This window comes from Mycobacterium sp. 155 (assembly GCF_000373905.1).
Classification (GTDB): Bacteria; Actinomycetota; Actinomycetes; order Mycobacteriales; family Mycobacteriaceae; genus Mycobacterium.
The window spans coordinates 885,730-899,180 of the sequence record NZ_KB892705.1 but is presented as its reverse complement, the minus strand read 5'-3'; the positions used below and the strand labels follow the sequence as shown (position 1 = coordinate 899,180).

General features: G+C 67.6%; 16 protein-coding genes and 1 tRNA gene. 7 read left to right on the top strand and 10 right to left on the bottom strand.

The genetic code is table 11. The features are described from left to right. Nucleotides 1-37: 37 nt before the first annotated feature. From B133_RS0104150 to B133_RS0104140, 3 genes are read right to left on the bottom strand one after another with little or no spacing between them, the layout of a single operon-like run. Nucleotides 38-1,327, bottom strand: coding sequence for a DUF222 domain-containing protein (locus tag B133_RS0104150; RefSeq protein WP_018599455.1), 1,290 nt, complete (start codon nt 1,325-1,327; stop codon nt 38-40). A gap of 35 nt (nt 1,328-1,362) precedes the next feature. Further along, nucleotides 1,363-1,989 (bottom strand): bifunctional 2-polyprenyl-6-hydroxyphenol methylase/3-demethylubiquinol 3-O-methyltransferase UbiG, encoded by a 627-nt coding sequence (locus B133_RS0104145; protein WP_018599454.1) that lies wholly within the window; start codon nt 1,987-1,989, stop codon nt 1,363-1,365. Next, entirely contained in the window at nt 1,976-2,929 is a 954-nt protein-coding gene (locus B133_RS0104140) for an NAD(P)/FAD-dependent oxidoreductase (protein ID WP_018599453.1), read from the bottom strand. The genes B133_RS0104145 and B133_RS0104140 overlap by 14 nt, the downstream gene beginning before the upstream one ends. A 46-nt stretch (nt 2,930-2,975) precedes the next feature. Between B133_RS0104140 and B133_RS0104135 the strand changes: the two genes are divergently transcribed. Next, entirely contained in the window at nt 2,976-3,554 is a 579-nt protein-coding gene (locus B133_RS0104135) for a helix-turn-helix domain-containing protein (protein ID WP_018599452.1), read from the top strand. 6 nt (nt 3,555-3,560) lie between these two features. Here B133_RS0104135 and B133_RS0104130 read toward each other — a convergent pair whose 3' ends face one another. From B133_RS0104130 to cobC, 4 genes are read right to left on the bottom strand one after another with little or no spacing between them, the layout of a single operon-like run. Next, nucleotides 3,561-4,658, bottom strand: coding sequence for a bifunctional RNase H/acid phosphatase (locus B133_RS0104130; RefSeq protein WP_026255944.1), 1,098 nt, complete (start codon nt 4,656-4,658; stop codon nt 3,561-3,563). Beyond that, nucleotides 4,655-5,383 (bottom strand): zinc ribbon domain-containing protein, encoded by a 729-nt coding sequence (locus B133_RS0104125; RefSeq protein WP_018599450.1) that lies wholly within the window; start codon nt 5,381-5,383, stop codon nt 4,655-4,657. Before B133_RS0104125 ends, B133_RS0104130 begins: the two co-directional genes overlap by 4 nt. Nucleotides 5,384-5,395: 12 nt before the next feature. Further along, on the bottom strand, nt 5,396-6,535 hold the full coding sequence (locus tag B133_RS0104120) for a Nif3-like dinuclear metal center hexameric protein (RefSeq protein ID WP_018599449.1): 1,140 nt from the start codon (nt 6,533-6,535) through the stop codon (nt 5,396-5,398). After that, a complete protein-coding gene (cobC, locus tag B133_RS0104115; protein ID WP_018599448.1) occupies nt 6,532-7,554 on the bottom strand; it encodes an Rv2231c family pyridoxal phosphate-dependent protein CobC in 1,023 nt (340 codons plus the stop codon). Before cobC ends, B133_RS0104120 begins: the two co-directional genes overlap by 4 nt. 53 nt (nt 7,555-7,607) lie before the next feature. Here cobC and B133_RS0104110 point away from each other — a divergent pair, with 53 nt between their 5' ends. From B133_RS0104110 to B133_RS0104100, 3 genes are read left to right on the top strand one after another with little or no spacing between them, the layout of a single operon-like run. After that, a complete protein-coding gene (locus B133_RS0104110) occupies nt 7,608-8,288 on the top strand; it encodes an HAD-IA family hydrolase (RefSeq protein ID WP_232423256.1) in 681 nt (226 codons plus the stop codon). After that, on the top strand, nt 8,281-8,811 hold the full coding sequence (locus B133_RS0104105) for a low molecular weight protein-tyrosine-phosphatase (RefSeq protein WP_081618175.1): 531 nt from the start codon (nt 8,281-8,283) through the stop codon (nt 8,809-8,811). Before B133_RS0104110 ends, B133_RS0104105 begins: the two co-directional genes overlap by 8 nt. Continuing rightward, complete coding sequence (locus B133_RS0104100; protein ID WP_018599445.1) at nt 8,811-9,629, top strand: SURF1 family protein; 819 nt, start codon at nt 8,811-8,813, stop codon at nt 9,627-9,629. Before B133_RS0104105 ends, B133_RS0104100 begins: the two co-directional genes overlap by 1 nt. Here B133_RS0104100 and B133_RS22370 read toward each other — a convergent pair. After that, entirely contained in the window at nt 9,529-10,539 is a 1,011-nt protein-coding gene (locus B133_RS22370) for a cobalamin biosynthesis protein (RefSeq protein ID WP_018599444.1), read from the bottom strand. The two genes, B133_RS0104100 and B133_RS22370, sit on opposite strands and share 101 nt — an antisense overlap. 35 nt (nt 10,540-10,574) lie before the next feature. Here B133_RS22370 and B133_RS0104090 point away from each other — a divergent pair, with 35 nt between their 5' ends. The 3 genes from B133_RS0104090 (at nt 10,575) to B133_RS0104080 (ending at nt 12,780) form a co-directional block, all read left to right on the top strand. Continuing rightward, nucleotides 10,575-11,402, top strand: coding sequence for an oxygenase MpaB family protein (locus B133_RS0104090; RefSeq protein WP_018599443.1), 828 nt, complete (start codon nt 10,575-10,577; stop codon nt 11,400-11,402). Between the two features lie 7 nt (nt 11,403-11,409). Continuing rightward, a complete protein-coding gene (locus tag B133_RS0104085; RefSeq protein WP_018599442.1) occupies nt 11,410-11,805 on the top strand; it encodes a VOC family protein in 396 nt (131 codons plus the stop codon). 78 nt (nt 11,806-11,883) lie between these two features. Continuing rightward, nucleotides 11,884-12,780, top strand: coding sequence for a L,D-transpeptidase family protein (locus B133_RS0104080; RefSeq protein WP_018599441.1), 897 nt, complete (start codon nt 11,884-11,886; stop codon nt 12,778-12,780). 77 nt (nt 12,781-12,857) lie between these two features. On the opposite strand, the gene B133_RS0104075 is transcribed toward B133_RS0104080, so the two are convergent. After that, nucleotides 12,858-12,932, bottom strand: a tRNA-Val gene (locus tag B133_RS0104075). Nucleotides 12,933-12,976: 44 nt separating this feature from the next. After that, entirely contained in the window at nt 12,977-13,438 is a 462-nt protein-coding gene (locus B133_RS0104070; RefSeq protein ID WP_018599440.1) for a peroxiredoxin, read from the bottom strand. Between the last annotated feature and the right edge of the window lie 13 nt (nt 13,439-13,451).

Sequence of the window (13,451 nt, the reverse complement as noted above, 5' to 3'; positions counted from 1 at the left end):
ACAGGTACCACCGGCCCATTATCCGCAGTGGTTGAGACTAGGCCGCCGGTGCGCACCGCGCGAACTCGATCGCGACCTGTAGTTCGGTCACGCTTTCGTACACCTCGACGGGCCCCGGTGGCGGCGGCGCGGTCGAGCGGTAGCACGCACCGGTGGGAGTCACGAATTCAGCGGTATGAACACCGTTTTCGTCATCGGTGGTCACGTTCCATCTCGGTGACTCCTTGACGTAATTGCACCGTTCACACTCACCGAGGCCGTTGAGGGCACTGGTCGGGCCGCCGCCGGCGTGGGGCTGTGCGTGGTCGCGGTGCCGGATCGGCGCATCGCAGTATGGGGTTCGGCAGGTCTGGTCCCGCAACCCGATGAATTTCGCCAGGCCCTTGGGGAACAGCCGCGACCGTGACTCCATCGCCACCAACGCACCGGACTTCGGATGCCGGTAGAGCCGCCGCAGCGTCGCCCGCGACCGCTCGTCGGTTACCGCGTCGCTCACGAGGGAGCGAGCCACTGCCGCAGGCACGGGCCCGTATCCTTCGACCACCGCCGGACTGTCGTCGTCACCGAGCAGAGTTTGATCGGAAATGATCAGATTGACTGCGACTGGTTCGGGCATTTGAGCGGGGTGGCCGGTCACGCGGTCCACCACCGTATCCGCCATTACCTGACCGCGGGTTCGGTCGTCGAAAGTGGAGTCGGCGGCACGCTTCAACGCTGCGTACACACCGACGCCCTGTGCCACAGGTAGTAGCACCCGCACGACCGTCATGGCGTCGGGTGCCGGCCGGATCGTGACTGTTCGATCTTCTGCCGCCTTCGCCGCCCGGTCGACGATGGCGTGCGGATCCAGACGATAGGCAATTGTCTTGGCCTGCGCCTCAATCCGCTTGTCCCCCATACCTTCGAGCTGGGCGACATCGCCACACATCTCGGCGTCCAAGGCGCGCCGGTCCTCCACGGTCAGGCATGCCGACTCCCGCACGATCAACGTGGCCCGCCACTCCGACAGTGCACCGGACTCCAACGCGCCCAGGGTGTGCGGCATCTCGTAGACCAGCGCCTTGGCGAACCCGAGATGTCGACTGCCGCGCGTCGGCGAATCGTGACGAGCCAGCGCAATCTCCGAGGCCACCCCTCGACCCCGTTTGGCCCTCGGCACTCCTGCGGCCGCCTCGTCGGCGCGACGTTTCTCGTCCAACAAAACTGCGCACCGAGCCTGTCCGGCAGCCGCCGCCGACTTCGTCCGCTCAAGTTCCTCGATCCGCCGATGCAGCGCCGCCTCGTCAGCATCCTGGCTGACCTGCGCCAACTCGGTAATATCGAACATATGAGCGATGCTACCCGCAACCCCCGACACCAGGCTCAGCTCATGCGCCGCAGCACGATCACATTGTCCACGAGCATGCCGTGCTGCCCGTCGGGCCCGGTGGCCTCACGCTCGACCGCGTCCGCCTGGAGCCGCCGCCATTGGCCGGCAGGAAGATCCAACTCGTCGATAACCTCGCCAGCGGTGGGGAACGGAAATTCATGCACATGCGCGGGTGCCCACGGGGGTGCGGCACCGTGATCGACGATGACCAGCCGGCCGCCGCGGTCGACCACTTCGGCCGCACGGCGCAGCAGCCGGGCCCGATCCCATGGCAGCGGGGACTGCAGAAAGCTCGCCGACACGAGGTCGAACGGGCCGGCCGGAAGCGATTCGGACAAGTCGTGGCGTTCGAACGAAATCCGTTCTGCCACCCCACGTTCCGCGGCGTCTACGGACGCCCGTTCCAGTGCGGTCGGCGAGATGTCGACGCCCACCACCTGCCAACCGCGTTCGGCTAGCCACATGGCGTCACCTCCTTCGCCACAACCCAGATCGAGCGCGCGCCCCGGTGGTAGATCGGCGACGATGGCCGCGAGCTGCTGGTTGACCCGCCCACTCCAGATCCGCTCCTTGGCTCCGTAGTGGTCTTCCCAGAACTGTTGCACCTCAGGCGTTGACATGTTGACTCCACTCAGGAAAAGGCAGCCCGAATTCGTCGGCAGCCAAACTCTGCACCACCGCTGTGGCAGTCGCCGAACCTGCCGCTATCGCCGCAGCCACCTGCGGCATCTGGCCGGTGAGATCGCCTGCGGCGAAAACCCCGGGGACCGAAGTTCGTCCGAGCGGATCGACCACGACAGCGTCGACGGCGACCCGGCCGGCCGCGGTTTCCACCCCGAGTTGTTCGGCCAGCGCTGAGCGCTGCCGAAGCGTCGCGGCGACCAGTAGGCCGCGCCGCGGCAACAGGTGCCCATCGGCGAACCGGATCGCTGCGAGTTCACCGGCATTGCTTTCCAGTTCGACCACGGCACGCTCATCGATCCGCACTCCGGAAGCGGCGAACCTGCGCAGCTCGTCCTCGTCGAATTCGGCTGGGCCATCGGTCAACACCACGATGTCCTGGCTCCAGTTCCGCAACAGCAGCGCGAGGTGAATCGCGCGTTCCCCACGGGCCAGCACCCCCAGCGGCTGATCGGCGACCTCCCAGCCGTGACAGAACGGGCAGTGAAACACCGAGCGGCCCCAGAGTTCAGCCATGCCCGGCAACTCCTGAACCTGGTAGTCCATTCCGGTGGCCAGCAGCACGCGCCGTGCCGACTCGGTCTGGCCCGTGTTGAGCCGCACATCGAACACCCCGTCGGTGCGGCGTGCCGTCGCGACGTCGCTGTCCAGCACCCGGACCGTCGGATACGACGCGAGCTCGGAGCGGCCCGCGGCGTACAGCTCGGCGGGTGGACGCCCGTCGTGACCGAGCAATCCCCCGACCCCGTGCGCCGCTGAATTACTTTGCGCTCCGGCGTCGATCAGCAGTGTGCGCCTGCGAGCCCGGCCCAGCACCAGCGCGGCACTCAACCCGGCCGCACCGCCGCCGACAATGACACAATCCCAGGAATCGTCCATATCCAGAGCTTGCCCAACACTGGCAGATCTGCCAAGCTGATTTGCCATGCAGGCAAATTCTGCCGAGGATGACGTCGACGCACTGGTCCGCCGCCGGCTCCGTGAACTACGCCGGGAACGGGGGCTGACGCTGGAGGATGTCGCCACGCGAGCTCAGCTCGACGTGTCGACGCTGAGCCGGCTGGAATCTGGCAAGCGCCGGCTGGCCCTGGACCACCTGCCCCGGTTGGCGACAGCACTGTCGGTCACCACCGACGATCTGCTGCGTGCTCCCCAGACGGAAGACCCACGCGTCAAAGGCAGCTCGCACACCCACCACGACATCACCTACTGGCCACTGACCCGACACGGCCCAGCCGGCGGACTGCACGCCTTCAAGATCCGGATCAGCCCCCGCCGTAAAAAACCACCCGACGAGTTTCCCGTCCACGAGGGCCGCGACTGGATGTACGTGCTGTCCGGGCAGCTTCGGCTCATCCTCGGTCAGCAGGATTTCACCGTCAAACCCGGTGAAGCAGTGGAGTTTTCCACCTGGACGCCGCATTGGTTCGGAGTGGTCGACGGCCCGGTCGAGGCCATCACGATCTTCGGCCCACACGGCGAGCAACTCCATCTGCACGCCTAGAGATCGTCAGAGGTAGGCGGTTTGGTTCACCAGCCGTACCGACGACGCACCGTCATCGTAGAACTCGGCGATCGACAACGACGCCAGGTCGAGGTGCAGCCGGTAGAGGATGCCCTCGCCGGCGTCGAGTGCGAGCCGCAGCACGGTCTTGATCGGCGTCACGTGCGACACCACCAACACCGTGGTCGCGCCGTGCTCGGCGATGATCCGATTGCATGCCCGCCGCACCCGGTCGGCGACAGCGTCGAAACTCTCCCCACCGGGCGGCTCCACGCTGGTGTCACGCAGCCACCGCCGGTGTACTTCCGGATCACGTTGCGCCGCTTCGGCGAACGTCAGTCCCTCCCAGGCGCCGAAATCGGTCTCGATGAGGTCGTCGTCGACGATGACGTCGAGGCCGAGGGCCTTGGCGGTGGTCGCAGCGGTGTCGTAGGCCCGTTGCAGCGGCGAGGTCACCACGGCGGAAATCCCACCGAGCGAACCGAGATAGCGAGCCGCCGCGTCGGCCTGGCGGTGGCCGAGCTCGGTCAGCGCCGGGTTGCCTCGTCCGGAATACCGCCGCCCGGCGGACAATCCGGTCTCCCCGTGCCGCAGCAACAGCAGCCGCGTCGGCGCTCCAGTGGCGCCGGTCCAGCCCGGCGGGGCGGGCTGGACCGCGGATCTTCCTGTTGCAGCGGATTTCTCGGTGGCAGTCGGTTTCCCGGTACCGGCGTCCATCGCCGCGTTCGCCAGCCGGTCGGCGTAGGCGTTACTCGCCCGCGGAATCCAGGTGTAGTTCACCTGGTCGAAACGTGCCGCCAGTGCTGCTGCTTCCCGTTGCAGCACAGCCAGATCCGGATGTTTGACGCGCCACCGGCCCGACATCTGCTCGACCACGAGCTTGGAGTCCATGGATACCGCGACCTCGTTGGCCCCTGCGGCAGCGGCCGCCTCCAGGCCTGCGATCAGACCGCGGTACTCCGCGACATTGTTGGTGGCAACGCCGATGAACTCATTGCGCTCGGCCAGTACCGAGGCATGATCGGCGGTGAACACCACCGCCCCGTAGCCGGCCGGCCCGGGATTGCCCCGCGCTCCGCCGTCGGCCTCCACGAGGACTTTCACGGTTTGACCCGCAACAGGATCGCGCCGCACTCGGGACAGCGCAGCACGTCGTCATCGGCCGCTGCGGTGATACGGGCGATCTCGCCGCGGTCGATCTCGATTCGGCACGCCCCACACCGTCGGCCCTGCAGCGCCCCGGCGCCGGCACCACCACCGGCCCGCTGCCGCTCATAGAGCCCGACGAGTTCGGCGTCGATCACCTCCACCAGCGCCGCCCGTCGGGTCTGGCACACCTCGCGCGTCTGATCGAGTTCCACCATGACGCCGTCGCGTGCATGCTGGGCCTCGGACAGCTTGGTCTGTAGTTCGTCGATCCGGGCCAGCTGATCGGACTGCTGGGAGAGCAACTCTTCGCGGCGCTCCATGATTTCCAGCAGGGAATCTTCCAGGCTGGCCTGCCGGCGCTGCAAGGTCTCCAGCTCGTGCTGAACCTCGGTGACCTGCTTGGCCGCAACCGCTCCACTGTCGAGCAGCGCACGGTCGCGGTCTTCGCGCTGACGGACCGAGTCGATCTCGGTTTCGAACTTGGCCACCTGGGTGCCCAGATCCTCCAGCGCAATCCCCAGTGCGGCCAGCCGGTCGTTGGCAACACTGTGCTCGGCCTGCGCCTCTTGGAGCCGCTTCTGCTCGGCCAGATTCTTGGCGCGATGGGCGATGCGGCCCAGCTCGGCATCCACCTCGGTCAGCTCCAGAAGCGAACGCTGTTGGGATACTGCAGCTTTCATATTCTTGACTCCCTACGCTCGACTCTCGATATTCCATGGATCGGTACGCACACCGCAGACCCGCACCGGCAGCGCATCACCGAAGTGCCCGCGCAGCACCTCTGCCGCCTGGGAGCACCACGGAAACTCGCTGGCCCAGTGCGCGACATCGACCAGGGCCACATCTGAGGACCTGCGGTGTTCATCGGCGGGGTGATGGCGCAGGTCCGCAGTGACATAGGCCTGGACCCCCGCCGCATCGACCACACCGAGCAGGGAATCCCCTGCTCCCCCGCAGACCGCAACCCGCGACACCATGGCCGCCGAATCGCCTGACGCCCGCACTCCCCACGAGGTGGCGGGCAGCGCCGCACGCACCCGGGATACGAACGCCGACAACGACTCCGGGTTCGGCAACGTGCCGATCCGACCCAGCCCAACATCCCCGGGAACAGGTGCCAGCGCAATGATGTCGAAGGCAGGCTCCTCGTACGGATGTGCGGCGCGCATTGCGGCCAGGACGCCCGCCCGCAGCCGTGACGGCGCGATCACCTCGACCCGGTCCTCGACCACCTGCTCGACGGTGCCGACCTGACCGATCGCCGGATCAGCGCCGTCGTGTGGCAGGAACTGTCCGGTCCCGGCAACACTCCAGCTGCACTGCGAATAGTCACCGATACACCCGGCGCCCGCGGCGAACAGCGCGGCACGCACCGCAGCGGCGTCAGATGCCGGGACGAACACGACCCACTTGTCCAGGTTCGGTCCGGCCGCCACGGGTTCAAGCACGCTCTCCACCCGCAACCCGAGCGCTTCGGCCAGCGCGTCGGACACACCGGGTGAGGCCGAATCGGCGTTGGTGTGCGCGGTGAACAAGGCGCGGCCGGTACGGATCAGGTGGTGCAGCAGCGCACCTTTGGCGGTGCTTGCAGCGACCGTGTCCACCCCACGCAGCAGCAGTGGATGGTGGGCCAGCAGCAGGCCGCGCTCAGGTATCTCAGACACAACGGCGGCCGTGGCGTCGACCGCGATAGTCACCGATTCGACTGTCTCGTCGGGGTCACCGCACACCAAGCCAACGGAATCCCAGTCCTGCGCCAACCCCGGCGGATACGCGGCGTCCAGCACTGTGATGACATCAGCCAGTCTGACGCCGGGCAACCGCGTGCTCATCTCAACACCTCCGTCACCGCGTCCACCAGTACCGGCCACTCCGCCCGAACCGCAGCCCGCAGGTAGTGACCCGGTAGGCCAACGAAGGTATCGCAGCGCCGCACGGCAATACCTTTGCTTTCCAGATGCTTTCGCATCAGCTCCGCATCCGGCACGGCGAAGAGCACGAACGGGGCCGCCCCGGCGACCACATCGAGGCCCAGGGCACGCAGAGCGGCGGTCATCTCGGTGCGCAGCGCCGCCAGCTCGCGGGCTCGGGCTTCGGCTGCGGCGATCGCCGCCGGTGCGTTAACCGCAGCGATCGCCTCCAGCTGCAACGTGCCCAGCGGCCAGTGGGCACGCCGGGCGGTGAGGCGGGCCAGCACCCCGGGCGCGCCAAGTGCGTACCCGACCCGGAGTCCGGCGAGCGCCCACGTCTTGGTCAGGCTCCGCAGCACCAGCACATCGGGCAGCGCGTCGCCGGCCAGCGACTCCGGCTCACCGGGGACGGCATCGGCGAACGCCTCGTCGACCACCACCAGGCGCCCGGGCCGCCGCAACGCGAGGATGTCCTCACGGGAGTGCAGCACCCCGGTCGGATTGGTCGGGTTGCCCACCACCACGAGGTCGGCGTCGTCCGGTAGAGCGGCATCGGAGAGCCCGAAGGGCGGTCCCAGCACCACGTGGTGAACAGGCACCCCCGCGGCGGTCAGGACGGCCTCCGGTTCGGTGAACGACGGCGCGACCAGCGCGGCCAGCCGCGGCCGTAGCTCCGCCAGCAGCGCGAAACCCTCGGCACCGCCGGCGAGCAGCGCAACGTCGGACTCACGACGGCCGTGCCGGACCGCGACTGCCGAGACCGCGCGCCGCTCGTCGGCCGCGCTGGGATAGCGGCCCAGATCGGCCAGCCGGGCAGCCAACCGCGCGGTCAGCCAGTCCGGTGGCGCCCCGGCGCGTACGTTGACCGCGAAGTCCAGCTGCCCGGGCAAGGCGGCCTGGTCACCGTGGTAGCGGGCGGCCGCGCGGGTTGGACTTGCCACAGCACGACAGTAGTGGGCGGGCCGCTGTCTCGGGCATCGGGGAGAATGGGTCTGTGACTGGTCCTGTAACTGACACGTCGGCCGCTACGCGCCCCCAGCTGGTGCTGTTCGACCTCGACGGCACCCTGACCGATTCTGCCGACGGAGTCGTGTCCAGCTTCCGCCACGCGCTGTCCCAGATCGGCGCTCCCGTCCCCGAGGGTGACCTCGCCAGCCTCGTCGTCGGCGCGCCCATGCATTACACGCTGGGCGGAATGGGTCTGGGTGACGATGCCGACACCGCGATCGCCGCCTACCGCGCCGACTACACGAGCCGCGGCTGGGCTATGAACCGGCTGTTCGACGGCATCGAGCCGCTGCTCGCCGATCTGCAGAAAGCCGGGATCCGGCTGGCTGTGGCCACCTCGAAGGCCGAGCCGACCGCGCGGCAGATCCTCGAGCACTTCGGTCTCGACGGGTATTTCGAGGTGATCGCCGGGGCAAGCCCGGACGGCACCCGGGCGGCCAAGGCCGACGTGGTGGCCCACGCGCTGGCTCAATTGCAGCCGCTGCCGCAGCGCGTGCTCATGGTCGGCGACCGCGTTCACGATGTCGAGGGCGCGGCTGAACACGGCATCGACACCGTGGTGGTCGCGTGGGGTTACGGGCGCGACGACTTCGCCGGCCCTGCCGCGCTGACCGCGCACGCCCATGTCGAGACCATCGAGGCGCTGCGCGAGGTGCTCGGTGTCTGAGCGGCGAGCAGGAGCGCAGCGACCCGGAGATCAGCGCAGTCTGCACGTCACGTTCGTGTGCACGGGCAACATCTGCCGGTCGCCGATGGCCGAGAAGATGTTCGCCCACCAGATCAGCCAACGCGGCCTGGCCGACCGGGTCCGCGTGACCAGCGGTGGCACCGGCGGCTGGCATGTCGGCGATGGCGCCGACCGCCGCGCCTGCCTGGTACTACGCGATCACGGATACCCGAGCGACCACCGCGCCGCTCAGATCGACGCCGACCATCTCGGTGCCGATCTGGTGATCGCCTTGGGCCGCGACCACGCCCGGATCCTGACGGAGCTGGGGGTCGACGCCGACCGGCTGCGGATGCTGCGGTCGTTCGACCCGCTCTCGGCAGCCCGCACCCCGGATGTCGATGACCCTTACTACGGCACCCAGGCCGACTTCGAGGATGTATTGGCCGTGATCGAGGCAGCGCTGCCCGGCCTGCACGACTGGGTCGATGCCACCCTGGCCGAGCGGGAAAGCCCACGCTGATGCGAAGACTGGGGTTCCTGCTGCGGCCACAGTGGCTGGCGCTGTTCGTCGTGGTGATGGCGTTCGCCTACCTGTGCTTCACCGTGCTGGCGCCGTGGCAGCTGGGCAAGAACACCAGGACCTCGCAGGAGAACAACCAGATCGCGGCCTCCCTGAAAGCCGATCCGGTGCCGGTGACAGGCATCCTGCCGCACCAGGATTCAAGCGCCCCCGACGCGCAGTGGAAGCGCGTCACCGCCACCGGCCACTATCTGCCCGAAGCCCAGGTCGTGGCCCGGCTGCGAGTCGTCGAAGGGGATCCCGCTTACGAGGTGCTGACGCCGTTCGCCGTCGACGGCGGGCCCACCGTGCTCGTCGACCGCGGCTATGTCCGTCCTCAGCAAGGCACCTCGGTGCCACCGATCCCGGACGCACCCCGCAACCGGGTGACCATCACCGCCCGGCTGCGGGACTCCGAACCGGTGGTCAGCGGCAAAGAGCCATTCCGCGCCGATGGCGCCGAGCAGGTCTATTCGATCAGCACCTCGCAGGTCGCCGCCGTGACCGGCGTGCCACTGGCCGGCTCATATCTGCAGCTGGTGGAGGACCAGCCCGGCGGCCTCGGTGTGATTCCGCTGCCCCACCTCGACGCCGGACCGTTCCTGTCGTATGGCATCCAGTGGATCGCGTTCGGTATCGTCGCCCCGATCGGGTTGGGCTACTTCGTGTTTGCCGAAATCAAGCAGCGGCGCGCCGAACGCGCCTCTCGCCAGCCAACCCCGGCAGCTCCCCTGACCACCGAAGAGAAGCTCGCCGACCGATACGGCAAGCGGCGCTGAGCGCCACCACTGCGAGCAACGCGGAACCGGCTTGGACAGCGCGTGAGAGCCGCACCGCCCGGTTCAGATCGGCGACCTCGGGAATCCGCCCGTCACCCAGCATGGGCCGGATCTCCAACCGGTGGGCGTACTGCGTCGGACCACCCAGGCGCACCCCCAGCGCCCCGGCGAACGAGGCCTCCACGACCCCGGCGTTCGGGCTGGGGTGGCGCGCGGCGTCGTTGCGCCACGCACGCAGCGCAGCCACCGGAGACCCGCCCACCACGGGCGCGCACACCGCGACCAAAACCCCCGTCACCCGGGCCGGAACGTAGTTGAGCAGATCGTCGAATCGCGCTGCGGCCCAACCGAACCGTTCGTAGCGCGGGGACCGGTGTCCGATCATCGCGTCAAGCGTGTTGGCACCGCGGTACACCAGCACCGCGGGCACCCCGCCCGCGGCGGCCCACAGCAACGGCGCCACCTGCGCGTCGGAAGTGTTCTCCGCGAGCGATTCCACGGTCGCGCGAGCGACGCCCGCAGCATCCAGTGCAGCCGGGTCACGCCCGCACAACGACGGCAGCAGTTCCCGCGCACCATAGACATCGTCGGCGGTCAGCAGGCTCGCCATCTGGGCGCCCACCCGGTTCAGCGACGTGCCACCTAGCGCGATGAACGTCGCGGCGGCCGTCACGACCGGCCCGCCTCGGCGGCCCACCAACATACCCAGCAGCCCCAGGCCGCTCAGCAGCAGCGCGGTATGCCGCAGTCCGGCCCAACGGCTGTCAGTGTAGGTCAGGCGCTCCAATCGCGCCGCGACGGTACCGAACCCGGCGACCGGATGGCCGCGCCGCGGATCACCCAGCAGCAGATCGCCGAGATACCCGGCGGCGATACCGGCAGCCCGGCCGTGACACGTCGGCACAAACATGTCGGCAGCGTCTCACAAGTGGTCTACTCGAATTCATGAGGCTGGGTCCTCCGCGACGACCGCGCAGGGTCGTCGATCTGCTCAACCCCGCCGCGGTACTACTGCCCGCAGCCAATGTCATCATGCAACTGTCGGTTCCCGGGGTCGGGTACGGCGTGCTGGAAAGTCCCGTGGACAGCGGCAACGTATACAAGCACCCGTTCAAGCGGGCCCGCACCACAGGTACATACCTGGCTGCGGCAACCCTGGGCACTGACGCCGACCGGGCGCTGATCCGCGCTGAGGTCAACAAGGTGCATGCGTTGGTGCGCTCGAACGCATCAAGTCCGTTGCCCTACAACGCTTTCGATCCCAAACTACAGTTATGGGTGGCAGCCTGCCTGTACCGGTACTACATAGACATGCACGAATTCCTGTACGGACCGCTCGATGATGCGTCGGCCGACACGGTCTATGCCAACGCCCGCACACTCGGCACCACCCTGCAGGTCCGCGAGGGCATGTGGCCCGCCGACCGACAGGCCTTCGACGAGTACTGGAAACAGTCGCTGGACGGTCTGCGCATCGACCCGCCGGTGCGGCAACACCTGCACGGGGTGGCCGCGATGGCGTTCCTGCCCGCGCCGTTGCGGCTGCTGACCGGTCGCTTCAACCTCTTCGCCACCACCGGATTTCTTCCCACGACGTTCCGGGACCACATGCAGCTGGCCTGGACGGCCGAGCAGCAGCGCCGGTTCGAGCTGCTGCTGACCGGCCTGCGCTTTGCCGACCGGATCATCCCCCGCGACCTATGGGTCTTCTTTTACCGGCTGTACCTGTGGGACATGCGTTCCCGAGCCCGCCGGGGCCGCCGTGTGGTATGACGCACGCATGGCATTCCCTGCACTCAACCACGTCGCTGTGACCGTACGCGACCTCGCCGTCAGCGGGCCCTGGTACCGCGCCCTGATCGGCGCCGACCCAGTGCTCGACGAACGCACCGAGGCCGGCTTCCACCACCTGGTGTGGCTGCTCGAAGGCGGCACCCTCTTCGGCATCCACCAGCACGACCAACCGGCCACCTCCGAAGAATTCAGCGAGTTCAAAGTCGGGCTGGATCACGTCGGCTTCGGTTGCGCCACACGGTCAGACCTAGAAACCTGGGTCACCAGGCTCAACGAATTGGGCATCGAACACGGCGGCATCGTCGACGCACCGTACGGCTCAGGCCTGAGCTTCCGCGACCCCGACGGCATCGCACTGGAATTCTTCGCGCCGGCCGGCTAGACGGTCTTCAGCCCGGTCGTCAGGTGAGCCGATTACTCTGTGTCCCAGAGATACCGGTTTCTGTGACGTGAGGGACATATGTCGAACTGGACGAGAGACAGGTTCTTCGCCGCTCTGAAGACAGTCGGAATCGCTTCGATATTGAGCGGGGTGCTGGTGCTGGTGCTGGGTACGGGTCCCGCGCAGGCGGATCCGACTCCCGGCGATCCAGGGGTGGTCGCGGGCCCCGGTGCGGGGCAGGACCCGACGCCGTTTATCGGCACGGCGCCATTCGGGCCGCCGACGATTTCCCCTGTCAACGGTACGACAGTCGGTGTGGCGCAGCCCATCATCATCAACTTCCCGGGGCTCGTCGATAACGCCGGTGCAGCCGAAAACGCCGTCCACGTCTCTTCGGTCCCGCCGGTTGCCGGCAAGTTCTACTGGATGACGCCCACGCAGTTGCGCTGGCGCCCGCTGAACTTCTGGCCCGCACACACCGCGGTGACCATCGACGCAGGTGGCACAGTTTCCAGCTTCCAGACCGGAGACAGCCTGGTGGCCACTGCCGACGACGCCACGCACCAACTGACCGTCACCCGCAACGGGGCCGTGGAGAAGACCATCCCGATGTCGATGGGCATGACGGCCGGCGGCCACCAAACGCCGAACGGCACCTACTACGTCCAAGAGAAGATGCCTTCGGTGGTGATGGATTCCTCCACCTACGGCGTTCCGGTCAACTCACCGTACGGATACAAGACCACAGTCGAGCTCGCCGTCCGATTCGACGACAGCGGCGACTTCGTCCACAGCGCTCCCTGGTCGGTAGCTGACCAGGGCAAGCGCGACGTGAGCCATGGCTGCATCAACATCAGCCCTACTAACGCAAAATGGTTCTTCGACAACTTCGGCGCCGGTGACCCCATCATCGTGACGAACTCCAGCGGCGGCACCTATTCCAGGCACGACGGCTCCAACGACTGGCAAAACTAGCTTCCGACGCCTTGCGAAGACGAATTGATGATCCTGCCCAGCTTGGGCGCCAACGGGTTGGGTTGTGTCGTGAAGATTGGTGGGCGCGGACGGTATCGAACCGCCGACCGCTGGTGTGTAAAACCAGAGCTCTACCACTGAGCTACGCGCCCCGTCGCAGCACGGTACACGGCGCGGCGGTTTGACCGGAAATCCACTAGGCGCGCAGAGCCGCCAGGGCCTGCCGCCACACCGATTGATCGCGTGGCTGACCCGGTTCCATCACCTCGGCGAACCGGATGATGCCCGACCGGTCGACGACGAAGGTGCCGCGGTTCGGATAGCCGGCGTCGTCGTTGAAGACGCCGTAGGCCTGCGCGACGACGCCGTGCGGCCAGAAGTCGGACAACACCGGGAAGGTGAAACCGCTTTGGCCCGACCAGATCTTGTGGGTCGGCGGGGGCCCGACGGAGATCGTCAGCGTTGCGGTGTCGTCGTTCTGGTAGCCGGCCAGATTGTCCCGGATCTCGTCGAGCTCGCCTTGGCAGACAGCGGTGAACGCCAATGGGAAGAACACCAGCAGCACATCTTTGGCGTTGCGGAAACCGCTCAAAGTCACCGGACGGCCGTTCTGGTCCCGCAGCGTGAAATCCGGCGCCGCGGTTCCCACCTGGAGCACTAGCGGTGCTTTT